Raw genomic sequence first — 26,712 nt, 5'->3', positions numbered from 1 at the left:
GAGACGAGTCCTGCCCAGTCGTCAAGAACGGGCCCGTCCACCTCGGGGAGCGCGCGTGTCCACAGGCCACAGTCAACGGACGGCCGGCGAGGCCCACCTCGGGCACGTCATCTTCATCTCGGCGGCCGCCGCGATGGGCGGCTTCCTGTTCGGTTACGACAGCGCCGTGATCAACGGCGCGGTCACCGGCATCCAGCGGCACTTCGCGGTGGGCAACGGCACCACCGCCTTCGTGGTGGCCATCGCCCTGCTGGGCTCGGCCGTGGGCGCGGTGTGCGCCGGCCGGCTCGCGGACCACTTCGGCCGGGTCCGCACCATGCTGCTGGCCGCCGTGCTGTTCGCGGCCAGCGGCATCGGCTCGATGTTCCCGCCGAACATCGAGGCGCTCGCCGCCTGGCGCGTGGTCGGCGGCATCGCGATCGGCATCGCCTCGGTGATCGCGCCCACCTACATCGCCGAGGTCGCCCCCACCGCCTACCGCGGCCGCCTCGCGTCCTTCCAGCAGATGGCGATCGTACTCGGCATCACCATCTCCCAGCTCGCCAACTGGGCGCTCAACCAGGCCGCCGGCGGCGAGTCCACCGGCCACCTCGCCGGCATCCAGGCCTGGCAGTGGATGCTCGGCGTCGAGACCATCCCGGCCCTGGTGTACGGCCTGATGGCGCTGGCCATCCCGGAGTCGCCGCGCTACCTGATCGCCGACCACCGCGAGGCGCAGGCCCGCAAGGTGCTGGTCGAGGTCGAGGGCGAGGACGTCGACCTGGACACCCGGGTGGCGGAGATCCGCGCGGTGCTGGCGTCCACCCACAAGCCCCGGCTCAAGGACCTGCTCGGCGGCCGCTTCGGCCTGCTGCCGATCGTCTGGGTCGGCATCGGCGCCTCGGTGTTCCAGCAGTTCGTCGGCATCAACGTGATCTTCTACTACTCCTCCTTCCTGTGGCAGTCGGTCGGCATCAACGAGTCCAACTCGCTGCTGATCAGCCTCTCCACCTCGATCATCAACGTGATCGGCACGGTGATCGCGATGGTCCTGGTGGACCGGATCGGGCGCAAGCCGCTGGCCCTGGCGGGTTCCGCCGGCATGGCGCTCGCGCTGGGCACCGCCGCCTGGGCCTTCTCCTACCGCAGTGGCACCGGCGACACCGCCACCCTGGACAACACCCACGCCCTCGCCGCCCTGATCGCCGCGCACGTGTTCGTGCTCTGCTTCGCCTTCTCCTGGGGCGTGGTGGTCTGGGTGCTGCTCGGCGAGATGTTCCCCAACCGGATCCGCGCGCTGGCCCTGTCGGTCGCCGCCTCCGCCCAGTGGATCGCCAACTGGGCCATCACGGTCAGCTTCCCGAACCTCGCGGACTGGAACCTCTCCGCCACGTACATCATCTACGCGGCCTTCGCACTGCTCTCCATCCCGTTCGTGGCCTTCTGCATCAGGGAGACCAAGGGCCGCGCCCTGGAGGAGATGGGCTGAGCGACCGCTCCCGCACACCCCGCCGCACGCGGCCCGACCCACCGAGAGGAAGCCATGCCTGACCAGGGCGGCTCCCGGCAGAACGTCAGCTTCCCGAGCAACGGCCGCACCGCGCACGGTTACCTGGCCCGCCCGCCGCAGGGGGCCGGGCCCAGCCTGGTGGTGGTGCAGGAGTGGTGGGGGCTCACCTCGCACATCGCGGACATGGCCGATCGCTTCGCCGCCGAGGGCTTCACCGTCCTGGCCCCCGACCTGTTCGGCGGCGCCACCACCCACGACCGCACCGAGGCTGCCCGGCTCAAGCGCGAACTCCCGGTCGAGCAGGCCGTCGAGGACCTCTCCGGCGCGGTCGACTTCCTGCTCTCGCTGGACGGCGTGGTCGGCGACGCGGTCGGCGCGGTCGGCTTCTGCATGGGCGGCGGCTTCGCCCTGGTCCTGGCCGCCCGGGCCGGTGACCGGGTCGCCGCCGTGGTCCCCTTCTACGGCCTCCCGCCCGACCCGGACTTCGACTACCGCGGCCTGACCGCCCACGTCCTCGGCCACTTCGGCGAGCTCGACCACTCCAACCCGATGGCCGCCGTGGACGAGGCCGCGATCCGGATCGGCGAGGCCACCGACGTCCGCCCGGAGATCCACTTCTACCCGGCCGGGCACGCCTTCATGAACGACGAGAACCTGCTCGGCACCTACGACCCGCTCCAGGCCCGGATCGCGTGGCAGCGCACCGTCACCTTCCTCCGGGGCCACCTGGGCTGACGCCCCGCCCGGCCGGATCCGGCCCGAAATCCAGATGACACCTGTACGAACTCCGGCGATAGTCACTGGGGTGCCGACCCCACACCCCCGCCCTCTCGCCTGGGCGAGCCGCAACTTCCGCATCCAGACCGCCGCCACCGTGGTCAGCGGCCTCGGCAACGCCGGAGCCCCCATCGCCACCGCCTTCGCCGTCCTCGGCAACGGCGGCACCACCGCCGAGGTCGGCTACGTCACCGCCGCCCGGCTGCTGCCCACCGTCCTGCTCCTGGTGCTCGGCGGCACCCTCGCCGACCGGCTGCCGCGCCACCGCATCATGGTCGCCGCGAACCTCTTCAGCGCCGCCGCCCAGGCCGTCCTGGCCGTGCTGGTCCTGGCCGGGAGCGTCCAGCTGTGGCAGCTGCTGGTCCTCTCCGCCGCGGGCGGCGCCGGGTACGCCCTCTACGCCCCGGCCGCCGGGGGCATGATCATGCAGGCCGTCCCCCAGGAGCACGCCAACCGGGCCTTCTCGGTCTTCCGGATGGGTCAGAACGCCTCCCAGATCGGCGGCGCCGCCCTCGGTGGCGGGCTGACCACCGCCTTCGGGCCCGGCTGGGTGCTCGCCCTGGACGCCCTGTGCTTCCTGGTCGCGGCCGCCCTGCGCTTCTTCCTGGAACCCGAGAGCGCCCCCGCCCCCTCCGGCGGCACCATGCTGCGCGACCTGCGCGAGGGCTGGCGGGAGTTCTCCTCCCGCCGCTGGCTCTGGGTGGTCGTGGCCCAGTTCGCCGTCCTGGTCGCCTGCGTCAACGCGGTCGAGTCGGTGTACGGACCGACCGTGGCCGACCAGCGGCTCGGCGGCGCGGGCGCCTGGGGCCTGGCGATGTCCGCCTACGGGGTCGGGCTGGTGGTCACCGGTCTGCTGATGGCGCGCTGGCGCCCCCGCCGGATCCTGCTGGTCGGCAACTGGGGCGTGTTCCTGTTCGGCGTCCCCGCCCTCGCGCTGGCCCTCGAAGCCCCGCTGCCGCTGCTCATCGCCGCGATGTTCCTCTCCGGGGTCGGCGTCACCGTCTTCGCCGTCAACTGGATGGTCGCGCTCCAGCAGGAGATACCGGAGGAGATGTTCTCCCGGGTCGCCGCCTACGACGAACTCGGCTCCTACTCCCTGGCGCCGGTCGGCACCGCGCTGGCCGGTCCGGCGGCGGTCGTGCTCGGCCTGTCCGGCGCGCTCTGGGCCTGCGCCGCGCTGTGCCTGGTGCTCAGCGCCGTCGTCCTGGTCGACCCCCAGGTCCGCCGGCTCACCCGCCGCGGCCCGCGGCGAAGCACCCCGGACGCACCGGTGTCCGCCGTCGAGCCCGCCTCCGCGCCGTGAGCGCCCTGTGCGCCCCGCGTGCGCCCGTCGGCGAGCAACCACCGGTGCGCGTGGTTCGTCCGACCAGGTAGGAGACACCATCCACCTGGGGGGCCCGCCGGTGCCTAAGCCACTGCTGTTCCTGGACGTCGACGGGGTGCTCAACCCGGTCTGTCCGCATCCTGACGCCGGGTTCGACTCCCACACCCTGGCCGGCTACACCGTCCTGCTCGCTTCCGAGCACGGCGCCTGGCTACGCGAACTCGCCGGGACGTACGAACTGGTCTGGGCCACCACCTGGGAGGAGCACGCCAACACCCACATCGCCCCGGCGATCGGCCTGGACCCGCTCCCCTTCGTCCGCTTCAGCGGGTACGTCCCCCAGCCCGGCGACCCGCGCGTCCCGCTGATGGAGCTGTTCTCCGCCGCCAAGTGGGCCCCGCTGCTGCGCTACGCCGGGGGCCGGCCCTTCGCCTGGGTGGACGACGTCATACCCTCCCGGCTGGTCCACCGCTCGCTCTGGCGCCGGGACCGGCTGCTGCTGCCGATCGACCCCGGCCAGGGCCTGGAGCGCCGGCACGTCGAGCGCCTGCTGGCCCGCCCGCCGCGCACCCTCCCGCTGTCGGGGTCGCAGGTCAGGGGGTCGGCAGCCAGCTGACGTGCCCGGCCAGCAGCGCGTACCCGACGAAGGCCACCGTGTCGATCAGCGCGTGCGCGGCCACCAGCGGCATCACCCGGCCCCAGCGCCGGTACAGCAGGCAGAACACCGCCCCCATCACCATGTTGCCGACCAGCCCGCCGACCCCCTGGTACAGGTGGTACGAGCCGCGCAGCACCGAGCTGGCCGCCACCACGGCCGGCCAGGACCACCCCCGCTGCCCCAGCCGGCGCAGCAGGTAGCCGAGGACGACGACCTCTTCGAGGATCGCGTTCTGCCAGGCCGACAGCACCAGCACCGGCACCCGCCACCACACGTCCGGCAGCCCCGAGGGCGCCACCGTCAGGTTGTACCCGGCCGCCTGCGAGGCCAGGTACAGGGCCAGCCCGGAGCCGCCGATCGCCGCCGCGACGCCCGCGCCCCGGCCGAGGTCGCGCAGCTTCTCCCGCAGGTCGAAGCCCAGCACCCGCAGCGAGGCGCCCTCACGCACCAGCAGGTAGCCGACCAGCACCACCGGCATCAGCCCGCGCCCGATGTAGTACAGCTGCCACACCAGGTCCAGCCAGGGCCGTCCGGGGGCGCGCGAGCCGTTCAGCGTGGCGACCTGCTGGCCGAGCTGGAGCGGTTCGGTGAGGGAGCCCGCGAAGCTGATCAGCGCGCTGATCCCGCTGGCCCCGAGTGACAGGCCGAGGACGATCAGCAGTTCCGTGCCGAGCAGCCGTCGGGTGGGCTCCGCGGTCTCCGGCACGGTCGGGCTGGTTGTCACGGGCGCTCCATCGAACGGACGATCGCTCCGGCGGTCGGCCGACGACCGGAGCGATCATCCTGACACAGCGGGCCGAGCCGTCAGCCGACCGGCCAGGTGTGCACCGGCTCACCACCGCGCATGTGCTCGGCGTAGCGCCTGGTCATCGCGGCGAGCGCGGCCGGGCGGTCCATCCCGTACTGCTCCCGGAGCCGGTGGAAGGTGGCGCTCTGCCAGGCGGCGCCGTTGGTGCGGCGCAGACAGCGCTGCTCGATGATCCCCAGGTAGCGGTCCCGGTCGGCGGGCTCCACGCCCCACGCGTCCAGTCCCTGGTAGGCCATCGGCAGCAGTTCGTTGAGGACCAGGTCGACCGCCGACACCGTCTGCAGCCCGCCGCCGCGGCCCGCCCGGCCGGGGCGCGGCCACTGGAACACCGCGTCGATGCCGTACCGGGCGCCCTGCCGGAAGTTCTCGTCCGCCCGCTCGAACGGCAGCCGCGTCCAGACCGGCCGGGGCTGCTCGGCGAGCACCCGCACCAGCCCGTAGTAGAAGGCGGCGTTGGCCAGGGTGTCGGCCACCGTCGGCCCGGCCGGCAGCGCCCGGTTCTCCACCCGCAGGTGGGCGACGCCGCCGGCGACGTCGTACACCGGGCGGTTCCAGCGGTAGATGGTGCCGTTGTGCAGCCGCATCTCGGCGAGCCTGGGCGCGCCGCCGGAGGTCAGCACCTTCAGCGGGTCCTCGTCGTCGCAGATCGGCAGCAGCGCCGGGAAGTAGCGCAGGTTCTCCTCGAACAGGTCGTACGCCGAGTCCACCCAGCGCTCGCCGAACCAGGTGATCGGGCGCACGCCCTGGGCCTTGAGTTCCGCCGAACGGGTGTCACAGGCCTGCTGGAAGAGCACCGGACGGGTCTCCCGCCACAGCTCCCGCCCGAACAGGAACGGGGAGTTGGCCCCGAGCGCGAGCTGCGGCCCGCAGATCGCCTGGGCGGCGTTCCACACCGAGGAGAACCGCTCCGGCGTCACCTGGAGGTGCAGCTGCAACGAGGTCGCGGCGGCCTCCGCCACCATGGTGATGGACTCCAGCTGGAGGTGTTCGACGCCCTCGATGTCCAGGGCGATGTCCTCCCCCCGGGCGGCCAGTATCTGGTCGCTGAGCAGGCTGTACCGCTGGTTGTGGCTCATCGCGTCGAGCCCGGTGTGGTCGTTCTCCAGGGTCGGCAGGATGCCCACCATGACGATCCGGGCGCCGGCCTCGGCCGCCTGCCGGTCGGCGTAGCGCAGCCCGGTGTCGATCTCCTCGCGCAGCTCCTCGAAGACGTGCCCGCACAGCCGGTGCGGCACGATGTTGACCTCGATGTTGAACTGGCCCAGCTCGGTCTGGAAGTCGCTGGAACCGATCGCGCTCAGCACCTGGGCGTTGCGCATCACCGGCAGGCCCTGGTCGTCGGCCAGGTTGAGCTCGATCTCCAGGCCCATCACCGCCCGCGGCCGGTCGAAGCGGTCCTCGCGCAGCATCCGCCCGAGCGCGTCCAGACAGGCCTGGAGCTTGAGCCGGTACTGCTGCCGGTCCGCCAGATCCGCCCGAGTCGCCACGACCTTCTCGCCCACGGTCCCCTCCTCCTGAGACACCCGGCCGGTCGACCGTGCCAGCATCATGCCCACCTCGAAGATCGATACCCGAATGCTTGTACTGGCTTGCAATGCAAGGCATCTGACGGGAATTCAGGCCATCTGCAGACTTGCCCGGCGCCACCGCCTGTGATAAACAGATCACCCTGCGCATTTGTTCGATGAGTTCGCTGAGTTCGCACTGCGCTCCGGCAGGTCCGTTTCCCGCCCCGACGCTCCCGTCGAGGGCGGCGACCGCGCCGGCGCCGCGATCCTGCACAACCGGACAAGGCCGGCCCCCGTCAGCGAAGACGCACCGCGCCGCGCCGGTATGCCGCACTCGCACGCCGATCTCGCTTGGAGAGGCGGACCCCGCCATGACCCTGCAGACCCCCCAGCCCCCGCCGAGTGCCCTGCGCGCGGTCCTTGGCGCGCTCGACTCGGAGACCGCGCTGCGCCAGCCCGCCGCCGCAGCGCTCCGTCACCCGACCGGTCCACTGCTCCCCGCGCACCCGCTCGCGGTGCACGTCCTGGAAGGCCCCCACCCGGAACTGCCCGCCGCCCGCCGGACCGGCTGGCGCTTCCTGATCAAGGACGGCCCCGAGGTGGCCGCCGCCGCCGAGGTGGTGCAGAGCCCGGAGGGCCACACCTTCTCCCACTTCACCGCCGGCCCGTACCTTTCGTCCACCGTCCGGGCGCTGCGCGAGGCCTGGCAACTCGCCCAGGGCTCCCGCTCCCGCTGCCAGCCCCGACTGCTCACCTTCCCGGGCCAGTACGCCACGGCGCTCTGGCTGCACAGTCCCGACGCCGGCCCGTCCGCCGACCTGCTGATCCCGCTGGCCCCGGCCCCGCTCGGCGTCACCGCGCACCGCGCCTACCCGGCCGCCGAGCTGCTACCGCTGCTCGTCCGCGCCCCGCTCGCCGGACCGCCGCCGCTGTTGCTCGGCTCCTCCTGACCCGACCGGGAGCCGGAGCTCCACACCGGCCGCCGGGCCGCGCCGCCCGGCGGCCCTTCGCCGTGTGCTCCGACGCCCCCGGGGCGGCGTCACCCGAACGGCTACCACCCGGTCGGGCCACCCGCCATGGCCCCACCGGGCCATCCGACGGCTGACCCACCGGTGCGCCTTTTCCCCTGGGTGCCACCTGAACGGGTGATCTCTGCCCGGGAGTTGTGGCGCATGTCACGAAATCCCTGCGCGCACGTCCGCAGATGCCGACACTGGGAACCAGCGTGGAAGGACCACCTGTCCTACCCACTTGAGCGCCGGTCCACACCTGGTCGGCGCGCGGACAGGATCCGACCACCACGGCGGCTCCGGACGGCTCGACCTCCGGTGACCGCACCACGGGGAGGATCGCAGAGCGAAGCGAGGGTACGCGTATGTGCCAGCACCGTCCTGAGTGCCCGACGGCCGAGTCCGAGGACCGCGAAGCGGCCGTGCCGGTGGCCTGCCACCCGGAGCAGGGCTGGAGCCTGCTCTGCAACGGCGTCGTCCTGTTCGAGGACACCGGAGAGCTGTTGCCGGACGGCCGGGTGATCGCCCCGCGCCGCCCCGTCGCCCACGCGGCCTGACCGCACCCGGTCCCACCCCGTACGGCCGGAACCGTACGGCCCGGGACCGCCCAGCCCGTGACTGCCCAGCCCGGGTCCGCCCGGCGGGGGCAGCCACCGACCCGACCGCGCGAGGCGCGAGGCGCGACGCGAGGCGCTTCGACGCGAAACGCCCGAAGTACGCGAAGTACGCGAAATGCGTGACGAACAAAGGGCCAGGCCCCGGCGGAAACGTTCCGCCGGGGCCTGGCCCCTGTCCGTCCGAACGGGATCAGACGCCGTACTCGTCCAGCGGCGGGCAGGAGCAGACCAGGTTGCGGTCGCCGTACGCGCCGTCGATCCGGCTCACCGGCGGCCAGTACTTGTCCGCCGGGTTGACGCCCGCCGGGAAGACCGCCTCCTGCCGCGAGTAGCCGTGCGCCCAGTCGCCGGCCAGCGTGGCGGCGGTGTGCGGGGCGTTGCGCAGCGGGTTGTCGTCGGCGGCCCACTCGCCCGAGCCGACCTTGTCGATCTCGCCGCGGATCTCGATCATCGCGTCGCAGAACCGGTCGATCTCGTGCAGGTCCTCGGACTCGGTCGGCTCGATCATCAGCGTGCCGGCCACCGGGAAGGACATCGTCGGCGCGTGGAAGCCGTAGTCGATCAGGCGCTTGGCGATGTCGTCCACCGTCACGCCCGTCTCCTTGGTCAGCGGGCGCAGGTCGATGATGCACTCGTGCGCGACCAGCCCGCCCGGGCCGGTGTAGAGCACCGGGAAGTGCGGGGCCAGGCGCTTGGCGATGTAGTTGGCGTTCAGCACCGCGACCTGGGTCGCGTGCTTGAGGCCCTCGCCGCCCATCAGCCGGACGTACGCCCAGGAGATCGGCAGGATCGCCGCCGAGCCCCACGGCGCGGCCGAGATCGGGCCGACGCCGGTGGCCGGGCCGGCCTCCTCCTGCAGCGGGTGGTTCGGCAGGTACGGCGCCAGGTGGGCGCGCACCGCGACCGGGCCGACGCCCGGGCCGCCGCCGCCGTGCGGGATGCAGAAGGTCTTGTGCAGGTTCAGGTGCGAGACGTCCGCGCCGAACTTGCCCGGCTTGGCCAGGCCGACCAGGGCGTTCAGGTTGGCACCGTCCACGTAGACCTGGCCGCCGGCCTCGTGCACCAGGGCGCAGATGTCGGTGATCTGGGTCTCGTACACGCCATGGGTCGACGGGTAGGTGACCATCAGCACCGAGAGGTTGTCGCGGTGCTGCTCGATCTTGGCCTTCAGGTCCTCGACGTCCACGTCGCCGTCGACCAGGGTCTTCACCACGACCACGCGCATGCCGGCCATCACCGCGGAGGCGGCGTTGGTGCCGTGCGCCGAGGACGGGATCAGGCAGACGTCGCGCTGGGTGTCGCCGTTGGCGTGGTGGTAGGCGCGGACGGCCAGCAGGCCGGCCAGCTCGCCCTGGGAGCCCGCGTTCGGTTGGATCGAGACGGCGTCGTAGCCGGTGACCTCGACCAGCTGCTGCTCCAGCTGACGGATCAGGGTCAGGTAGCCCGCGGCCTGGTCGACCGGCGCGAAGGGGTGCAGCTGGCCGAACTCGGGCCAGGTGACCGCCTCCATCTCGGTGGTGGCGTTGAGCTTCATGGTGCAGGAGCCCAGCGGGATCATGCCGCGGTCCAGCGCGTAGTCCCGGTCCGACAGGCGGCGCAGGTAGCGCAGCATGGCGGTCTCCGAGCGGTGGCTGTGGAAGACCGGGTGGGTCAGGTACTCGTCCTCGCGCAGCAGCGCGGCCGGCAGCGTCCCGGCGGCCTCGGCCACCTCGACGGCGGGGACGCCGAACGCGGCCCAGACACCGGCCAGGTGCTCGCGGGTGGTGGTCTCGTCGGTGGAGACCGAGATCCGGTCCGCGCCGTCCTGGTACACGTTGATGCCGTTGGCACGGGCGGCGGCGGCGATCTCGGCGGCACGGCTCGGGACGACGGCGGTGACGGTGTCGAAGAACTCGCCGTGCAGCAGCTCGACGCCGCCGGCCCGCAGGCCCTCGGCGAGGGCGGCGGCGTAGCGGTGGGTGCGGCGGGCGATGTCGGCCAGGCCGTCCGGGCCGTGGTAGACGGCGTACATCGAGGCCATCACGGCGAGCAGCACCTGGGCGGTGCAGATGTTGCTGGTGGCCTTCTCGCGGCGGATGTGCTGCTCGCGGGTCTGCAGCGCCAGGCGGTAGGCACGGTTGCCGTCGGCGTCGACGGAGACGCCGACCAGGCGGCCGGGCAGCGAGCGGGCGTACTCGGCGCGCACCGACAGGTAGCCGGCGTGCGGGCCGCCGAAGCCCATCGGCACGCCGAAGCGCTGCGAGGTGCCGCAGGCGATGTCGGCGCCCAGCGAGCCCGGGGACTTGAGCAGGGTGAGCGCCAGCAGGTCGGCGGCGACGGCGACGATCGCGCCCAGGCCGTGCGCCTGCTCGATCACCGGGGCGAGGTCGCGGACCACGCCGGTGGCGCCCGGGTACTGGAGCAGCACGCCGAAGACGCCGCGCTCGGCGATCTCGGCCGGGATGCCCTCGGACAGGTCGGCGACGACGACCTCGACACCGGTCGGCACGGCGCGGGTGTTGATCACCGCGATGGTCTGCGGCAGGGTCTCGGCGTCGACCAGGAAGACGCCGCCCTTGACCTTGGTGACGCGGCGGGCCAGCGCCATCGCCTCGGCGGCCGCGGTGCCCTCGTCCAGCAGCGAGGAGCCGGAGGTGGGCAGGCCGGTCAGGTCGGAGACCAGGGTCTGGAAGTTGAGCAGCGCCTCCAGGCGGCCCTGCGAGATCTCCGGCTGGTACGGGGTGTAGGCGGTGTACCAGGCCGGGTTCTCCATGACGTTGCGCAGGATCACCGGCGGGGTGAAGGTGCCGTAGTAGCCCAGACCGATCATCGGCTGGAGCACCTGGTTGCGGCCCGCCAGCTCGCGCAGCTCGGCGAGGACCTGGGCCTCGCTGCGGCCGGCGGGCAGGTCCAGGGCGGTGATGGAACGGATGGCCTCGGGAACGGCCGTGGCGGCGAGCTCGTCCAGCGAGCCGTAGCCGACGGACGCCAGCATCTTCTCCTGGGCGGCGGCGTCGGGGCCGATGTGGCGGTTCTCGAAGGGGCTGGCCAGCTCAAGCTCGGTGAGGGTCGAGGCGCCGCTGGGGCGTCCCGCGTTCGGCTGGGCGTTCATGGTGGTCGAGGCCTCCTGGTCACGGACCAACGGGGGTGCGCACGCCGGCCGGCCAACGCCGCTGCGGACAGCGGACCGGCCTGGGCGGACGGACCCGAAAGGCCTCCCCCTCTGTCATCGGGACCTGAGAGCTTCGCCCGCACGTCGCGCTGTGGCGCTCCGTCGGCTTGCACCGTCGGTGAGGGTGGTGATCGCCGGCTCCCGCGCCGGCGGTCCTGCCCTGCTTTCCAGAGTGACCTATCCCGCACGGTACGGATGCCTGAGAGATTCCGGGGAGGAGTTGCTCCTTCGGCGCCCCGACCAGCGGTTTTCGCTGACGGGGACTCTCCCGAGCGGGCTCGGCGGTCGCCGCCCAGGGTACCAGCGGCAGGCCTTCCGATCACGGGTGCGTCGGGTCACTCCGGGTCTACGCGCGTCCCCCGGACGGCCCAGCGCCGACCCGTCCGGCCGCACCCCGGTCGCGTGGGCCCGATTCATGGCTTTTGGTGTGAAGTGGCGGACGGGACGGGTGCCCCGGCCGCCGATCTGCGGGCGTGCCGCAGGCGCAGCGCACTGGAGGAAAGCGTGCAGACCGAAATCGACCCCCGCGACCTCATCGGCCACAAGGCGGTCGACCGCAACGGAGACAAGATCGGCACGGTCGACGAGGTGTACCTGGACGACGCCACCGGACAGCCGGAGTGGGCGGCCGTCCGCACCGGCATCTTCGGGCGGGACGCCTTCGTCCCGCTCACCACCAGCGAGTTCTCCGGCGACGAGCTCCGGGTGCCGTACGACAAGTCGCTGGTCAAGGACTCGCCGGACTTCGGCGTCGGCCAGCACCTGTCCCCCGCCCAGGAGCTCCAGCTCTACCGCTACTACGGCCTCGACACCGGATCGGACGGCCGCCCGACCGCCGGGGCGCCCGGCCCGACCGCCCAGCCGGACGTCGACTTCGGCACCACCTCGGCCGTCCCCGCGGCCGCGGTCGCCGAGCCGGTCGCCCACCACTCCCCGGACTCCGGCGCGACGATGACCGCCACCGCCACCAGCACCGCCACGGAGGCCCCCGTGAGAACCGTCGGCACGCCCGCACCCTTCCCCACCCACCCCGTCGAGCCGATGCCGCATCCCGCCCAGGCCGCGGCCATCCCGACCGCGACCCCCCAGGCCGCGGCCATCCCGACCGCCACCCCCCAGGCCGCGGCCATCCCGACCGCGACCCCCCAGGCCGCGGCCGCTCCCCTCACGACCGACACCGCCGCCGCCTCGGCCCCCAGCGACCCGGTGGAGATCACCTGCCGCGAGGAGCGGCTGGACATCACCACCGAGTGGCACGTCCTGGGCACCGCGAAGCTGCGCAAGTACGTGACCAGCGAGCAGGTCGAGCGCCGGGTCCCGGTGGTCCGCGAGCGGGTCCGGGTGGAGCGGATCCCGGTCAGCGAGACCGAGCTCGCCTCGCTCACCGAGAAGGAGATCGACGAGGCAGTGGAAGAGGTCACCCTCCGTGAGGAACGACCGGTGGTCCGCAAGTACCTCGCCCCGATCGAGCGGGTCCGCCTGGTGGTCGAGCGGTACACCGAGGAGGAGGTGGTCCGGGACGAGCTCCGCCGCGAGAACGTCGAGGTCCACGACACCACCGCCGAGGCCGTCGCCGCGCCCCACCCGACGAACGGCTCGATGCCCCCGGCCCCCGACGGCGCCCGCCCCGCCGCCCTGCATCCCATGGCCTGATCGCACTGCCCCCAGCGCCCCGCCGATGGGCCCCGGACCCCCGGTCCGGGGCCCTCGCCGTGCCCGCGATCGGCCGGTCCGCCGCAGACGAACCTTCACCTTTGCCAAACCTTAACCACTCGATATTTGACACTCTGAAGTATCTTCCGGCAGAGTTACTTCAGTTCATTCACTATGTACGGGAGGAAGCAACCGTGAGTGAGGCACCACAGCCCACCACCGCGGCCGAGAAGCAGAGCAACGCCCGGGTCCTGCCGGCCCTCATCCTGGCGATGCTGTCGTTCAGCGTGGTGCAGACCGCGGTCGTTCCGATCCTGCCGTCGCTGGCCAAGGAACTGGACGTCTCCGGCTCCAACATCACCTGGCTGATGACCGCCAACCTGCTGTCCGCCGCCGTGCTGACTCCCCTGCTGGGCCGCTTCGGCGACCTCCGGGGCCGCAAGCCCATGCTGCTGATCTCACTGGCCGGTCTGGTCGCCGGTTCGGCCCTCGCGGTCAGCACCCACTCCTTCACCTGGCTGGTCGTCGCCCGCGTCCTCCAGGGCGCCGGCGGTGGCGTGATGCCGCTGGCGATCAGCATCGTCCGCGACGAGCTGCCCAAGCAGAAGGTCACCGGCGGCGTCGCCGCCATCAGCGCCTCGATGGGCGTCGGCTCCGGCCTCGGCCTGGTCGCCACCGGCCTGCTGCTGGAGCACTGGAACTACAAGTCCATCTTCTGGATGGGCCTGATCTTCGGCCTGATCGCGGTCGCCCTGGTCGCCTTCCGCGTCCCGACCGACCCGGTGACCGACAAGGAGGGCGGCGCCGACCCGCTCGGTGCCGTCACCCTGGCCGCCTGGCTCTCCGCCCTGCTGGTCGCCGTCAGCCAGGGCAACCACTGGGGCTGGACCTCCACCAAGACCCTCGGCCTGTTCGCCGTCGCCGCCGTGGTGGCCCTGGTCTGGGGCATCATCGAGACCAAGGTCTCGCACCCCCTGGTCGACCTGAAGATGATGTCCCGCCCGGCCGTGGCCTTCACCAACCTGGCCGGTCTGCTCATCGGCTTCGGCATGTACGGCTCGTTCATGGTCATCAGCAACTTCGCCCAGACCCCGGAGAAGTACGCCCACTACGGCTTCACCGCGACCGTCCTGCACGCCGGTGTGATGCTGCTGCCGTCCGCCATCGGCTCGATGGTGGCCGCCCCGGTCGGCGCCCTGCTGATCGCCCGCCGCGGCCCCCGCCTGCCGCTGGTCCTCGGTGGCGTCCTGGGCGCGGTCTCGATGGCCTACCTGGCCCTGCGGCACAGCGCCGAGGGCGACATCTACACCGCCTCCGCCATCTTCGGCCTCGGCATCGGCCTCGCCTTCGCCGCGATGCCGGCCTTCATCAACGGCGCCGTCCCGGTCGAGCAGAGCGGCATCGCCAACGGCATGAACTCCGTGCTGCGCACCGTGGGCGGCGCCATCGGCACCGCCGTGATGACCGCCATCCTGACCGGCGACGTCATGAAGCTCCCGATCCCGGTGCTGCTGCCCACCCTGGACGCCTACAAGCACGCGTTCTGGACCACGGCCGTCGTCTGCGTCATCGCCGGCGCCGTCCCCTTCCTGATCCGCACCGCCAAGTCGGCCACGGCCGTCGTCGGCGGCCCGGCCCGACAGGACTCCAGCCCCGAGCTGGCCAAGACCGACGCCTGACGAGGCGTCCGGCCCGCGCGCTCAGGGACAGGACGCGCGGGCCCCGGCCTCCGCTCGGTCGCGAGGGCATCACGACCGTCCGGAGTCCGGCACGGTATGCGGCCCCACCCGGTACTTCCACCGGGTGGGGCCGTTCCGCGTCCTCGCCTCTCACTCCCCCTCGGCGCCGGGCTCCCCGACCTGCCGCAGCGGCAGCGGCCGGGCCGGCTCCAGCGCCGGATCGTCCACCGCGAACGTCCGCACCCGCCCCGGCCCGCTCCACGGCGTCTCGAACCGCACGGTCACCCGCCCGACTCCGCTGCCCTGCACCCAGCCCGGCCCCAACTCGGCATGGCGGACGTCCTGCCCGGGCATCCAGCGGCGGACCACCGCCTCCTCCGGCTCCTCCTCGGCCTCCGCCACCTCGGCCGCCTCGGCGGCGTGCTCCGCCGCCTCCTCCCGCAGCGCCTGGGCGAACAGATCCTCCTGGGTGTAGTCGGCCAGCTGGGCCACGCCCACGCCGAGCAGCCGGACCCCGCCGGTGATGTCCACCTGCTCGGCGAGGCGCCGCGCCGTCGAGGTGATCACCGCCTCGTCGTCGGTCGGCCCGCCCAGGGTCTCCGAGCGGGTCAGCGTCGAGAAGTCGAACCGCCGGACCTTGAGCACCACCGTCCGCCCCGAGCGCCCGGCCGAGCGCAGCCGCCGGACGCACCGGCCGGCCAGCGCCTCCACCTCGCGCAGCACCCGGTCCCGGTCGGCCAGGTCCACCTCGTAGGTGTCCTCCACCGAGACCGACTTGGCGTCCTGGTCGGCCACCACCGGCCGCTCGTCCAGCCCTATAGACATCTGGAAGATCCCGGCGCCGTGCGCCCGCCCGAGCAGTTGGACCAGCTCCGCCTCCCCCGCCTCCGCCAGGTCGGCCACCGTGCTCAGCCCGGCCCGCCGCAGCACCTGCTCGGTGGCCGGGCCGATCCCCGGCAGCGCCCGGACCGGCATCGGACCGAGCACCGCCCGCTCCTCCCCCGGCTCGATCAGCACCAGCCCGTCCGGCTTGGCCTGCTCCGAGGCGATCTTCGCCATCAGCTTGGAGCCCGCCGCCCCGACCGAGCCGGTCAGCCCGGTGAGCCGCTGGATGTCCGCCCGCAGGTCCTCCGCCAGGGCGAGCACCAGCCGCTCCCCGGTCTCGTGGTCCGCCTCCGCCAGCACCGGCCCGTACGGACCGGCCTCCAGGTCGACGAAGGCCTCGTCCAGGCTCAGCGGCTGCACCAGCGGCGACAGCTCGCGCAGCAGCCCCATCACGATCTCGCTGTTCTGCCGGTACGCCTCGAAGCGCCCGCTCAGGAAGGCCGCGTTCGGGCACAGGCGGCGTGCCTGCGCCATCGGCATCGCCGAGTGCACCCCGAACTTCCGCGCCTCGTACGAGGCCGTCGAGACCACCCCGCGCCCGCCGAGCCCGCCGACGATGACCGGCTTCCCGCGCAGGCTGGGCTTGGCCGCCTGCTCCACCGCCGCGAAGAAGGCGTCCATGTCGAGGTGGATGATGCTCGGCAGAGATCGCACCCGCCGATCATCGCGCACGGGTCCGACAGTGCGTGCGAGCCGGGCCGACGCCCAGCGCCTGGCGCCGGCGCTACCGCTCCGCGGCCTCCGCCAGCGCCTTCGGGATGCCGTCCTCCTTGGGCCCGAGGAACTCCGGGTCCGGACGCAGCCAGACGTTCACGGCCGCCTTCCCCGCCCCGGCTACCTCCCGGAGCCCGCCGTACAGCCAGGTGGTGTCGTGCAGCTCCGGCACGCCGACCGCGTAGGAGCGGATGCCCGCCGCCTCGCACAGGGCCAGCGCCCGCCGGACGTGGAAGTCCTGGCTGACCAGCACCGCGCGGTCCACCCCGAAGATCCGGTGCGCCCGGGTGCAGGAGTTCCACGTGTCGAAGCCCGCGTAGTCCCGGACCACCCGGTCCCCCGGGATTCCGTGCTCGGTCAGGTACCGGTACATCGCGTCCGGCTCGTCGTACTCGACCCGCCCGTTGTCCCCGGTCACCAGGACGGCCTTCACCTTGCCCTCCCGGTACAGGTCCAGCGCCGCCACCAGCCGGTGCTCCAGGTACGGCGACGGCTTGCCCTGGTCCAGCCCGGCACCGAAGACCACCGCCACCGGCGCCGACGGCGCGCTCTCCACCGTGCCCACCCGGTCCCCCGCCGCGAACCACAGCCAGGCGCTCGGCGCCAGCGCCAGCGCGCACAGCAGCGTCGTCACCTGGAAGACCCTGCGCTGCGTCCCGCGCTCCCGCAGCCGCGCCCGCAGCCCCCCGGCCCGACGCCGCAGCAACCCCGATATCCCGCTACCGGCCTCCACGTGTCCCTCCCTCGGTCGCTCCACCAGCAACACGACGAGGCCGTGGCCCGGAACGGTTCCCCGTCCCGGGCCACGGCCCCGTCGACCCCACCGCTCCGTCAGACCGCCCGGTTGCGCCGCTGCGCCAGCTCGTCCGCCGGATCGTGGCCCACCAGCGTCTCGCCGGTGTCGGTCCGCTCCGCGTGCAGCCGACCGAGGGTCAACTCCAGCTCCTGCCAGACCGCTCCCACCGCGATGCCGAAGACCCCCTGGCCGCCCTTCAGCAGATCCACCACCTGCTGCGGCGTGGTGCACTCGTAGACCGTCGCCCCGTCACACATCAGCGTCAGCCCGGTCAGGTCGGCCCGCTCGCCGGACTGCAGATGGGCGACGGCCACCCGGATGTTCTGCAGCGAGACGCCCGCGTCGAGCAGCCGCTTCACGATCTTGAGCAGCAGCACGTCACGGAAGCTGTAGAGCCGCTGACTGGTCGCCGGGTACGCGGTCCGGACGCTGGGCTCCAGCAGTCCGGTGCGGGCCCAGTAGTCCAACTGGCGGTAGGTGATGCCGGCCGCCGCGCAGGCCGTCGGGCCGCGGAAACCGAGCAGTTCGGACGTCGGGGCCAGCCGCTCGATCGCGGGCTGGCCCGGTTGCACGGCCGGGAACCTGCCCATCCTCGGCAGGTCCGACACGGTGCGAGCGGTGCGCGGCATGTGCACGGCGCACAGGCCTCCCACGGCCGCGTCATCGCCGGTGCTGCTCATGCCTACCTCCGTCCGCTCGTGCTGCGGGCAACCCGACTGCGGGCATCGGCCACCCGGACAGCCACTCCTGACGGTAGGCAGTCCCCTATGACCCGTCAACGATCGCCACGCCGGGTCAGACAAACCACATCACTCAGGAGAGTGGTTTTTCGTGCCCCTAGTGTGGGTAGATGGACGGTTTTTGGCAAAACGGCACGCTGAAGAGCTGACCCGAACCGTCCGCGCTACTGCGGACCGCCACCGCCGAAGTCCTCGGGCGACACCTGGTCGAGGAACTCGCGGAACTTCTCGACCTCGTCCTCCTGCTCGTCCGGGATCGCGATGCCCGCCTCGGCGAGCACCTCCTCGCTCCCGTAGATCGGCGTGCCGGTGCGCAGGGCCAGCGCTATGGCGTCGGACGGCCGGGCACTCACCTCGACCCCGCCGGCGAAGACCAGCTCGGCGTAGAAGACGCCCTCCCGCAGGTCGGTGATCCGGACCTCGGTGAGCTGCTGGCCGAGCGCCTCCAGGACGTCCTTGAACAGGTCGTGCGTCAGCGGGCGCACCGGAGTCATGCCCTGCTGGGCGAAGGCGATCGCGGTCGCCTCGCCGGGGCCGATCCAGATCGGCAGGTATCGATCTCCCCCGACCTCCCGCAGCAGCACGATCGGCTGGTTGGAAGGCATCTCCACTCGGACACCCACGACGTCGAGCTCATTCACACAGGCAACCCTATGGCTCCGACCCCGGATATGAAAGCGCAGGGCCGACGCCGCTGGTCAGCGCGGTGCACCGGTCACGCCGAAGACGCTTCGGAGCCATCCGCCGGACCACGGCACAAGCGCCTATCCGCGGGCGCGCAGACCGGCCTGGACCATGGCCGCGTGCAGCCGCACGGACAGCGTGGCCAGCTCCCGCGCGGTGGCCTCCGCGTGCGCCCGGGTCTGCGGGTTCCGGTGCCGCCGCAGCGGCGCCACCACCTGCTCCACCAGCGCGATCTCGCGGTCCGCCGCCGCCTTCATGGCCCTCAGGTGCCGCGGCTCCAGCCCGTACCGGCCGAGCTCGGCGATCAGTCGGGCCACCTGCAGCGCCTCCCCGTCGTACCCGCCGTCCGGGCCCGGCGCGATCAGCCCGTACGACTCCCACGCGGCCAGCTCCTGCTCGCCGGCCTCGGCCGCCGCCAGCAGCTCCGCGCGCCCCAGCCGGACCCCGGAGGACACGTCGGCCGAGGCCACCAGTTCGCGGTCGGCCTCATCCAGCGGCCCGGGCCGGGTGTCGGCAGCGGACGGCAGCGCGGGCGGGGCCTCACCGCGCTCGATCGCGTCCAGGTGCTCGCGGATCACCCGCAGCGGCAGGTAGTGGTCCCGCTGCATCCGCAGCACGTAGGCCAGCCGCTCGACGTCGGCCGGGCTGAACTTGCGGTACCCCGAGGGGGTGCGCTGCGGCTCGACCAGGCCCTCCGCCTCCAGGAAGCGGATCTTGGAGATGGTCACCTCGGGGAAGTCGTCCCGCAGGAAGGCCAGCACCGCACCGATGCTCAGCAGTTCGTCACCGCCACGTCGCCGCCCGGCGGGCCGGTCCGGCCGGACCGGCTGCCTGGGGCCCGCGACCACCCCGCGCCCGCCCCGGTCCGCCTGCGGACCTGACGACGACGCAGGGTTGGCCGCCCCGAGAGAAGAGGAAGGGGTATTCGTATTCACTCGGGCTCCCGCCGACGTTGGTTTCAGTACCCCCGGTTGTGGCCGGCGAAGAACACCAGCCGGTACTTCCCGATCTGCACCTCGTCGCCGTTGTTCAGCGGCACCTCGTCGATCCGCTCCCGGTTGACGTACGTGCCGTTCAGGCTGCCCACGTCGGCGACGCTGAAGCCGGCCGGGGTGCGGCGGAACTCCACGTGGCGCCGGGAGACCGTGACGTCGTCCAGGAAGATGTCACCCTGCGGGTGACGCCCCGCCGTGGTGACGTCCGAGTCCAGCAGGAACCGGCTGCCCGAGTTCGGGCCGCGCTGGACGATCAGCAGCGCCGAACCCGGCGGCAGCGCGTCGATCGCCGACAGCACCTCGGCCGACAGGGCCGGCGTGGTACCGGTGCCGGTCGTGGCGGACGGGTCGTAGGACTCCAGGCCCGAGATCGAGATGGTCGACGTGGTCTCCGCCGCCCCCTCGGGCAGCCCGCCGCCGCGCAGCGGGGTGCCGCAGTTGGAACAGAAGCGGGCCGCGGCCGGATTCTGGTTGCCGCACCTGGGGCACGGAGTGGGGCCAGCCATGTTCACAGCCTCCTGGCGCGGCACACCCGACGGGTTGTGCCCGGCGTACGGGTCCGGTGCAAACCCTCCACCAGAGGTTGAGGGTCCTGACGGGAAACCTATGCGCGGGTCGCCGGAGGGGTCAACCGACGCGCCGTAGCCCGCCGGATTCCCCGCGTATTGGGCGGCGGCACCGTCCCGGTACAGCTGCTGTCCGGCGTACGTGCCGGCCTCGGGAGCGGGACGCATGCCCGGCACCGCGGGCTCGTCCTCCGCCCGGCGGTGCCGCGCGGTCGGCGCCTCGACGGCGGCGGCGTCACGGCCCTTGTTGCGGCCGAACAACTTCGAGAAGAAACTCACGGGCGAATCCCCTTGCGTGTGACAGACCCGCCCGCGGGGCAGGGTGAGAACCTCGGACAGGCTGCGGGCCCGGTCGCGGCCCGGGCCTGCTGGAGTGGTACTCCGACGGTTGTTGCTGCGGTTGGTGCTACGGAGCGTACTGGTGCGAACCAGTCTCTCCCACGCGACGGCGGCGCCCCGCACCGGGTGCCGCCCGCCCTTGACGGGCCGTTCGTCGAGCGCCCCGTCACTTCGAAGCCGGCTTGGCGTACTGCGGCGACTTCAGGTCGACGAGGGCGTCGACGACCACCTTCTGCTGCTGGGTGATCGTCGCCCGCGCCTGGTGGCTCTCAAGAGTACGGACGACGCCTCCCGGGATGTTCAGCGCGGGCGTCAGATCCTGCGGGTTCCCCACGACGGTGAACCGATAGGGCTGCGAGACCTTCTTCCCGTCGATCTGCACCCCACCACCCGACAGGTCGGTGAAGTAGGTGTTGACCACCACGCGCACATCGTTGATCTGAATCGCCTCCGCCCCCGCCGCTCGAAGTTCCTGCAGGGTGTCCAGCAGCATATCTGCCTTCACCAGCCCTTGGGGATCGTCGACCGTGAGTACGATGCCCGGACCTGTGGCTTTGACCGTACCGGCCAGCACACCCAGTTCCGTCATCTTCTTCCTGGTCTGCTCCTGGGCCTCCTTGGCCTGGTTGGAGCTGTTCTCCAACTTGCCCAGGGACTGCTCCAGCTCCGCCTTCTCCTGTTGGAGACGCTGCTGACGGCTGTCCAGTTCGTCGAGGATCCGGACCAGGTCCTCCTGCCGGGCCCCGCGCAGCTGGTTGTGGTGGTCGTTGGTCGAGCGCACCTGGATCGCCAGCGCCAGGCCGAGCGAGAACAGCAGCAGCGCCACCACCAGCTGCCCGCGCGACAGCCGCGGCGGCCACAGCGCGGCCTGCAGCCGCCGCCGGCCGGCGTTCCGGTCCACGGCCGGCGGCTCTTCGGCGGCCTCCGACGGTTCGACGGCTTCCGCCTCGGCCTCGGCCGCCTCAACCTCGGCCGCCTCAACCTCGACCGGCTCGGGTTCCGGTTCCTTCACCAGCCGGACGGACGGCTCCGGTTCCCCCGCCCCGCCCTCAAGCTCAGCCTTAGCGTCAGACTCCTCCGGCTCCGGCTCCGGTGACGGCTCCGGCTCCGGCTCGGCCACGGCCTCGCCGGGCACAGCCGCCGACACCTCCTGCGCCTCCGGAGCGGCCTCCGCAGGCGCCTTCTCGACCGGCTCCACGACCGGCTCCACGACGGACTCCTCGGCCACCGGCGCCTCCGCCCTCGTCTTCTCCTCCTCCGTCGCCGCCGTCTCGCGGCCCGGCTCAGGCCCGGAAGACATGGCGCCGGATCGCGGCAGCGTTGGAGAAGATGCGGATGCCGAGGACGACGACCACACCCGTGGACAGCTGCGAGCCGACGCCCAGCTGGTCACCCAGGAAGACGATCAGGGCCGCGACCACCACGTTCGACAGGAACGAGACGATGAAGACCTTGTCGTTGAAGATCCCGTCCAGCATCGCCCGGACGCCGCCGAACACCGCGTCCAGCGCCGCCACCACCGCGATCGGCAGGTAGGGCACGACGGCGTCGGGCACCTCGGGTTGGACGAAGAGGCCGACGACCACCCCGATCACGAGACCCAGTACGGCAATCACGGTCTAGCTGCTCCTGTCCCTGTGGTGGTCTTGGCGGATCCGCCGGTCGGACGCCGCTTCGTGGTCGGTGCGCCGCTGGTCGCGGATGGTGAAACGGACGCTCCCGGGTTCTCCGAGGTTCCCGGCCCGGGCGTGGAGCCGGCCGACGAGGTCGCCGAGGGCGTCGGCGTCGGCGTGGGCGTCGGCGTGGGCGTCGGTGTGGGCTCCGGCGTGACCGGCTGGGCGGTCCGCAGCGTCACACCCACCGCCGCCGGGAGCGTCAGGCTCTTCTGCGCGGAGAGCGTCGACTTGATGCCGTACTTCTCCTCCAGCAGCCGCAGGTACTGCCCGGCCATGTCCTTCTCGAAGGCGGTGAGCAGCTTCGGCCCGTCCCCGATCGCCTGGATGTTGTACGGCGGCACCAGCGGCCGGTTGTCCACCAGCACCGCCTCGCCCGCGGCCCGCACCGCCGACAGCGCGGTCAGCCGCTGCCCGTTGATCGAGACGGCTTCCGCGCCGGATCCCCACAGCCCGTTCACCACCAGCTGCAGGTCGCGGTCGCGCAGCCGGCCGCTGTTGGAGAAGCCCTGCCCGGCCCGCGGATCGACGTTGCCCCCGTTCCCCGTGCCCGCGGCGTCCTCCAGGACCAGCTTCACCCCGGGCCCGGTGACCTCTCCCAGCCCCACCTGATCGGTCAGACCGGCCGCTCCGCCGTCGCCGGAGGCCAGCGCCTGCTGCTGGGTGTCGTCGACCTTGCGCCGCAGGTCCTGGACCTCCTTCTGGAGGTGGTCCGCCGAGCCGTTGCTGTCGTTGATCCGGTGGATCAGCGCGTCCCGCTCCTTGGCCAGCGTCGGCTCCGCCTTGTGCGCGTTCACCGCGCCGACCGTCACCACCGCCCCCACCAGCGCCAGCCCGGCACCCAGCGTCAGCAGACCCCGCAGGGTCCGGGGTATCCGGCTGTCGTGCTCACCGCCCCGGGCCGCGGCCGCCTCCGCGTAGCCCTCGTCCAGGCTGTGGTCCATCACGTTGGTCAGCAGGGACATCGAGGCGTCCGGGCGGTTGTACCGTCCGTTCGGGGCACTCGGCGTCGGCGTCGCTGGCATGCGGACCATCGTCCCATGACGGCCGAGGGGCCCGCGCACGGCCCCTGAGCTGCACACACGCCGCACACATCAACGGAAAGTGACGGACCCTTCCGAATGGCGCGAAAACGGACAACGGGGCGCGCGGGCCAAGCCGCACGCCCCGCCGTTCGGGGATTCCTCCGATCAGAAGACCCGTCCGCTCAGGCCGTCACCGCCCCGCGCCCTCGACCACCGACGCCCACTCGTCCAGCAGAGCCTCGGTCGCCTCGTCGTCCGGGCCCTCGGCCCACAGGTGGGTGACCGCCTCGGCCGGGTCCGGCAGGACCAGCGTCCAGCGCCCGTCCGCCTCGACCACCCGCACGCCGTCCGTGGTGTCCAGCCGCCGACTGCCGGCCGCCTCCACCACCGAGCGCATGACCATGCCCTTCGCCGCCCACGGCGTCGCGATGTCCCGGCGCCGGATGTGCGCCTGCGGGATCCGCGCGTCGATCTGGCTCAGCGTGAGCTGGGTCCGGGCCACCAGGCCGACCAGGCGGACGAAGGCCGCGGCACCGTCCAGCACCCCGCTGAACTCGGGCACCACGAAGCCGCCGCGCCCGTCCCCGCCGAACACCGTGCCCTCGGCGGAGGCCGCCTTCGCGAGGTCGTCCGGCGTCGTCGTGGTCCAAATGACCTGGGTGCCGTGGTACGCGGCGACCTGCTCGGCGATCCGGGTCGTGGTCACCGGCAGGGCCACCTGACCGCTGCGCCGCTCGGCGGCGACCAGGTCCAGCAGCACCAGCAGCGCCCGGTCGTCGTCGATCACCCGGCCGAGCTCGTCCACGAACGCGACCCGCTCGCCGACCGGGTCGAACCGCACGCCGAAGGCCGCCCGCGAGGAGGCCACCAGCTCGCCTAGCCTGGCCAGCCCGGCCCGCCGGGTCTCCGCGTCCTCGGTCGGCCGCGCCTCGTCCAGCCCGGTGGAGACGGTGAGCGCCTCCACCCCCAGCCGGCCGAGGATGCTGGGCAGGACGAGCCCGGCGCTGCCGTGCGCGGTGTCCACCACCACCTTCAGTCCGGCCTCCCGGACCCCGGTGGTGTCCACCGTCCGCAGCAGGTTGCCCGCGTAGGAGTCGAACACGCTGGACGGGAAGGTCAGGTCCCCGATCTCGCCCGGGAAGGCCCGCCGGTACTCCTGGCGCGCGTAGACCCGGTCGAGCTTGCGCTGCCCGGCCTGGGAGAGGTCCGCCCCGCGCTCGTCGAAGAAGAGAATGTCCAGCGAGTCCGGCACCCCCGGCGTGGTCCGCAGGAAGATCCCGCCCGCGCTCCCTCGGGCGGTGTGCTGCCGGGCCACCGGCATCGGCACGTTCTCCAGGTCGCGGACGTCGATCGCCGAGGTCTGCAGCGCCGAGATCATCGCCCGTTTGAGCGCACGCGCACCACGCGAGTGGTCACGCGCAATGGTGACGGTGGCGCCCTTCTTCAACGTCGTGGCATAGGCGCCGGCCAGCCGGACGGCCAGCTCCGGGGTGATCTCGACGTTCAGGACGCCGGAGACCCCGCGGACGCCGAAGAGGTGTTCCTGTCCGCGCGACTCCCAGATCACCGAGGTGTTGACCACCGCGCCGGCCTCGATGGTCTTGAACGGGTAGACCCGGACGTTCGCCCCGATGATCGACTCCTCGCCGACCAGGCACTCGTCCCCGATCACCGCGCCGTCCTCGATCCGCGCGGCCCGCATCACGTCGGTGTTCTTGCCCACCACGCAGCCGCGCAGATTGCTCTGCGGTCCGACGTACACGTTGTCGTGCACCACGGCCTTGTGCAGGAACGCACCGCGCTTGACCACGACGTTGCTGCCCAGCACGGTGTGCTCGCGGATCTCGGCACCGGCCTCGACCTTGGCGTAGTCGCCGATGTACAGCGGCCCGCGCAGCACCGCCTCGGGGTCCACCTCCGCGCCCTCGGCCACCCAGACGCCCGGCGAGATCTCAAAGCCCTCCAGCTCGACGTCGACCTTGCCCTCCAGGACGTCCGCCTGGGCCTTGCCATAGCTCTCGTGGGTGCCCACGTCCTCCCAGTAGCCCTCGGCGACGTAGCCGTAGACCCGCTTGCCCTCCTTCAGGAGCTGGGGGAACACGTCGCTCGACCAGTCGACGGACTCACCTGCCGCGACGTAGTCGAAGACCTCGGGCTCCATCACGTAGATACCGGTGTTCACCGTGTCGGAGAACACCTGCCCCCAGGTCGGCTTCTCCAGGAAGCGCTCGACGCGCCCTTCCTCGTCCGTGATTGTGATACCGAACTCCAGGGGATTGGGCACCCTGGTGAGACAGACCGTGACCAGTGCGTTCTTACTACGGTGAAACTCGATCAATTCAGTGAGATCGAAATCGGTCAGCGCGTCACCGGAGATCACCAGAAAGGAATCGTCCTTGAGCGCGTCCTCGGCATTCTTGACACTCCCCGCGGTGCCTAGTGGCGTCTCTTCATGGGCATAGGTGAGGTGCATGCCCAGTTCCTCACCGTCACCGAAGTAGTTCTTGACGAGGGACGCCAGGAACTGGACGGTGACGACGGTGTCGGAGAGGCCGTGTCGCTTCAGCAGCCGAAGCACGTGCTCCATGATCGGCATATTGGCGACCGGAAGCAGCGGCTTCGGCATGCTGGAGGTCATCGGGCGGAGTCGAGTGCCCTCGCCCCCTGCCATGACTACGGCTTTCATTACGGGTGCGTCCTCCTTCGCGGTGGTGGACCTATGGGTCCATCAAACCGTTCCAGAGGGTTCTCTACCCGGAAGCCCTCGTCCGACGCACCGGGCGACGTGGGACTTCTCTCAGATCACATCTCAGACTGTGGACGTCGAGCCCGCGGCGGCGCCCTTGATGATCTGCCGCGCCTGAACCGCGTAAAGGATCGCCGACCACCAGTACAGCGTGGTCCCCCACCAGATGAAGGCCCAGCTCACCACCTCGGCCGGCCGCGCGATCCAGCTGTCGATGCCGCCGAGCAGCAGAAGCGGAAACGCGTACATCAGATTGAAGGTCGCGGCCTTCCCGAGGAAGCTCGTCTGCAACGGCCCGTAACCGTGCCGGTTGAGCATCGGCAGCAGCGACGCGATGAAGACTTCGCGGGCCAGCAGAATCGCCGTCACCCACCAGGGCAGGAACTCACGCCACGTCAGTCCGACCAGTGTGGACAGCACATAGAGCCGGTCGGCCAGCGGGTCCAGCAACTGCCCCACCCGACTGATCTGCCCCCACCGCCTGGCGAGCTTCCCGTCCAGGTAGTCACTGACCCCGCTGAGCGCGAGGATCAGCAGCGCCCAGCCGTCGTTCTTGGGTCCGCCGAACGCGGGCCACAGGATGAGCCAGAGAAAGAGCGGAACGCCGACCAGCCGGGCCATGCTCAGCAGGTTGGGGATGGTGAGGACGCGATCGGTCTGGACCCGCGTCTCCTGGACCTCCACCCGGGGGCCCTCCTGTCCTGTGTCACAACAATGCACATTGACCCTACAACAGAGAAGCCCCCGTCCGGTTCACCCGGCGGGGGCTTCTCTCGAAGAATTGTTCGGCGGCGTCCTACTCTCCCACAGGGTCCCCCCTGCAGTACCATCGGCGCTGTGAGGCTTAGCTTCCGGGTTCGGAATGTAACCGGGCG

General features: G+C 72.0%; 22 protein-coding genes, 1 rRNA gene, 1 pseudogene and 1 riboswitch. Of the genes and pseudogenes, 9 read left to right on the top strand and 15 right to left on the bottom strand.

Features of this window, described 5'->3' with window-relative positions; all coding sequences use genetic code 11:
* Positions 1 to 55: 55 nt before the first annotated feature.
* From ACIRVF_RS32895 to ACIRVF_RS32880, 4 genes are all read left to right on the top strand, one after another.
* Complete coding sequence (locus tag ACIRVF_RS32895; protein ID WP_402826069.1) at positions 56 to 1,468, top strand: sugar porter family MFS transporter; 1,413 nt, start codon at positions 56 to 58, stop codon at positions 1,466 to 1,468.
* Between the two features lie 54 nt (positions 1,469 to 1,522).
* Positions 1,523 to 2,224 (top strand): dienelactone hydrolase family protein, encoded by a 702-nt coding sequence (locus ACIRVF_RS32890; RefSeq protein WP_402826066.1) that lies wholly within the window; start codon positions 1,523 to 1,525, stop codon positions 2,222 to 2,224.
* 70 nt (positions 2,225 to 2,294) lie between these two features.
* A complete protein-coding gene (locus ACIRVF_RS32885) occupies positions 2,295 to 3,569 on the top strand; it encodes an MFS transporter (protein WP_402826063.1) in 1,275 nt (424 codons plus the stop codon).
* Positions 3,570 to 3,669: 100 nt separating this feature from the next.
* Positions 3,670 to 4,206 (top strand): HAD domain-containing protein, encoded by a 537-nt coding sequence (locus ACIRVF_RS32880; RefSeq protein WP_402826060.1) that lies wholly within the window; start codon positions 3,670 to 3,672, stop codon positions 4,204 to 4,206.
* Here ACIRVF_RS32880 and ACIRVF_RS32875 read toward each other — a convergent pair.
* Together ACIRVF_RS32875 and ACIRVF_RS32870 are read right to left on the bottom strand one after the other, a co-directional pair.
* Entirely contained in the window at positions 4,184 to 4,972 is a 789-nt protein-coding gene (locus ACIRVF_RS32875) for a CPBP family intramembrane glutamic endopeptidase (protein WP_402826057.1), read from the bottom strand. The two genes, ACIRVF_RS32880 and ACIRVF_RS32875, sit on opposite strands and share 23 nt — an antisense overlap.
* Positions 4,973 to 5,052: 80 nt before the next feature.
* Positions 5,053 to 6,558 carry a glutamate--cysteine ligase gene (locus ACIRVF_RS32870; protein WP_402826054.1) on the bottom strand — a complete coding sequence of 502 codons (1,506 nt, stop codon included), beginning with the start codon at positions 6,556 to 6,558 and terminating at the stop codon, positions 5,053 to 5,055.
* A gap of 377 nt (positions 6,559 to 6,935) precedes the next feature.
* Here ACIRVF_RS32870 and ACIRVF_RS32865 point away from each other — a divergent pair, with 377 nt between their 5' ends.
* Complete coding sequence (locus ACIRVF_RS32865) at positions 6,936 to 7,514, top strand: hypothetical protein (protein WP_402826052.1); 579 nt, start codon at positions 6,936 to 6,938, stop codon at positions 7,512 to 7,514.
* 425 nt (positions 7,515 to 7,939) lie between these two features.
* Complete coding sequence (locus ACIRVF_RS32860; protein ID WP_030288352.1) at positions 7,940 to 8,131, top strand: DUF5999 family protein; 192 nt, start codon at positions 7,940 to 7,942, stop codon at positions 8,129 to 8,131.
* Between the two features lie 250 nt (positions 8,132 to 8,381).
* Here ACIRVF_RS32860 and gcvP read toward each other — a convergent pair whose 3' ends face one another.
* Positions 8,382 to 11,282, bottom strand: a complete 2,901-nt coding sequence (gcvP, locus tag ACIRVF_RS32855) for an aminomethyl-transferring glycine dehydrogenase (protein WP_402826050.1) — start codon at positions 11,280 to 11,282, stop codon at positions 8,382 to 8,384.
* 237 nt (positions 11,283 to 11,519) lie between these two features.
* Positions 11,520 to 11,623: riboswitch (glycine riboswitch) on the bottom strand.
* Positions 11,624 to 11,846: 223 nt separating this feature from the next.
* Between gcvP and ACIRVF_RS32850 the strand changes: the two are divergent.
* The 3 genes and pseudogenes from ACIRVF_RS32850 to ACIRVF_RS32840 all read left to right on the top strand — a co-directional run.
* Positions 11,847 to 12,221 (top strand): annotated as a pseudogene (locus ACIRVF_RS32850) (PRC-barrel domain-containing protein); the annotation flags it as partial.
* 72 nt (positions 12,222 to 12,293) lie between these two features.
* Positions 12,294 to 12,995: a DUF2382 domain-containing protein gene (locus tag ACIRVF_RS32845; RefSeq protein ID WP_402826319.1), complete on the top strand. Its 702-nt coding sequence runs from the start codon at positions 12,294 to 12,296 to the stop codon at positions 12,993 to 12,995.
* 194 nt (positions 12,996 to 13,189) lie between these two features.
* Positions 13,190 to 14,674, top strand: a complete 1,485-nt coding sequence (locus tag ACIRVF_RS32840; protein WP_402826047.1) for an MFS transporter — start codon at positions 13,190 to 13,192, stop codon at positions 14,672 to 14,674.
* A gap of 150 nt (positions 14,675 to 14,824) precedes the next feature.
* Here ACIRVF_RS32840 and ACIRVF_RS32835 read toward each other — a convergent pair whose 3' ends face one another.
* From ACIRVF_RS32835 to rrf, 12 genes are all read right to left on the bottom strand, one after another.
* Positions 14,825 to 16,213 carry a DNA polymerase IV gene (locus ACIRVF_RS32835; protein WP_402826044.1) on the bottom strand — a complete coding sequence of 463 codons (1,389 nt, stop codon included), beginning with the start codon at positions 16,211 to 16,213 and terminating at the stop codon, positions 14,825 to 14,827.
* Between the two features lie 70 nt (positions 16,214 to 16,283).
* A complete protein-coding gene (locus tag ACIRVF_RS32830; protein ID WP_402826041.1) occupies positions 16,284 to 17,006 on the bottom strand; it encodes a vancomycin high temperature exclusion protein in 723 nt (240 codons plus the stop codon).
* A gap of 98 nt (positions 17,007 to 17,104) precedes the next feature.
* Positions 17,105 to 17,749, bottom strand: coding sequence for a MerR family transcriptional regulator (locus ACIRVF_RS32825; RefSeq protein ID WP_402826038.1), 645 nt, complete (start codon positions 17,747 to 17,749; stop codon positions 17,105 to 17,107).
* A 224-nt stretch (positions 17,750 to 17,973) separates the two neighbouring features.
* Positions 17,974 to 18,450 carry a bifunctional nuclease family protein gene (locus ACIRVF_RS32820; protein WP_030062493.1) on the bottom strand — a complete coding sequence of 159 codons (477 nt, stop codon included), beginning with the start codon at positions 18,448 to 18,450 and terminating at the stop codon, positions 17,974 to 17,976.
* A gap of 123 nt (positions 18,451 to 18,573) precedes the next feature.
* A complete protein-coding gene (locus ACIRVF_RS32815; protein WP_402826316.1) occupies positions 18,574 to 19,269 on the bottom strand; it encodes a MerR family transcriptional regulator in 696 nt (231 codons plus the stop codon).
* 182 nt (positions 19,270 to 19,451) lie between these two features.
* Entirely contained in the window at positions 19,452 to 19,994 is a 543-nt protein-coding gene (locus ACIRVF_RS32810; protein ID WP_402826035.1) for an FHA domain-containing protein, read from the bottom strand.
* Between the two features lie 565 nt (positions 19,995 to 20,559).
* Entirely contained in the window at positions 20,560 to 21,693 is a 1,134-nt protein-coding gene (locus ACIRVF_RS32805) for a DUF881 domain-containing protein (RefSeq protein WP_402826033.1), read from the bottom strand.
* Complete coding sequence (locus ACIRVF_RS32800; protein WP_030062488.1) at positions 21,677 to 22,009, bottom strand: small basic family protein; 333 nt, start codon at positions 22,007 to 22,009, stop codon at positions 21,677 to 21,679. Before ACIRVF_RS32800 ends, ACIRVF_RS32805 begins: the two co-directional genes overlap by 17 nt.
* Positions 22,006 to 23,091: a DUF881 domain-containing protein gene (locus tag ACIRVF_RS32795; protein ID WP_402826030.1), complete on the bottom strand. Its 1,086-nt coding sequence runs from the start codon at positions 23,089 to 23,091 to the stop codon at positions 22,006 to 22,008. The genes ACIRVF_RS32800 and ACIRVF_RS32795 overlap by 4 nt, the downstream gene beginning before the upstream one ends.
* Positions 23,092 to 23,281: 190 nt before the next feature.
* The gene (locus ACIRVF_RS32790; protein WP_402826027.1) at positions 23,282 to 25,777 is read right to left on the bottom strand and encodes a sugar phosphate nucleotidyltransferase; all 2,496 of its coding nucleotides are present in this window, start codon (positions 25,775 to 25,777) and stop codon (positions 23,282 to 23,284) included.
* 123 nt (positions 25,778 to 25,900) lie between these two features.
* Complete coding sequence (locus tag ACIRVF_RS32785) at positions 25,901 to 26,521, bottom strand: CDP-alcohol phosphatidyltransferase family protein (RefSeq protein ID WP_402826024.1); 621 nt, start codon at positions 26,519 to 26,521, stop codon at positions 25,901 to 25,903.
* A 99-nt stretch (positions 26,522 to 26,620) separates the two neighbouring features.
* Positions 26,621 to 26,712, bottom strand: a 5S ribosomal RNA gene (rrf, locus tag ACIRVF_RS32780); the annotation flags it as partial.

Origin of the sequence: Kitasatospora sp. NPDC101157, from assembly GCF_044768255.1 — a bacterium.
GTDB lineage: Bacteria > Actinomycetota > Actinomycetes > Streptomycetales > Streptomycetaceae > Kitasatospora.
Note: the sequence above shows the minus strand (reverse complement) of the source record. Positions and strands in the feature narration are given on the sequence as shown.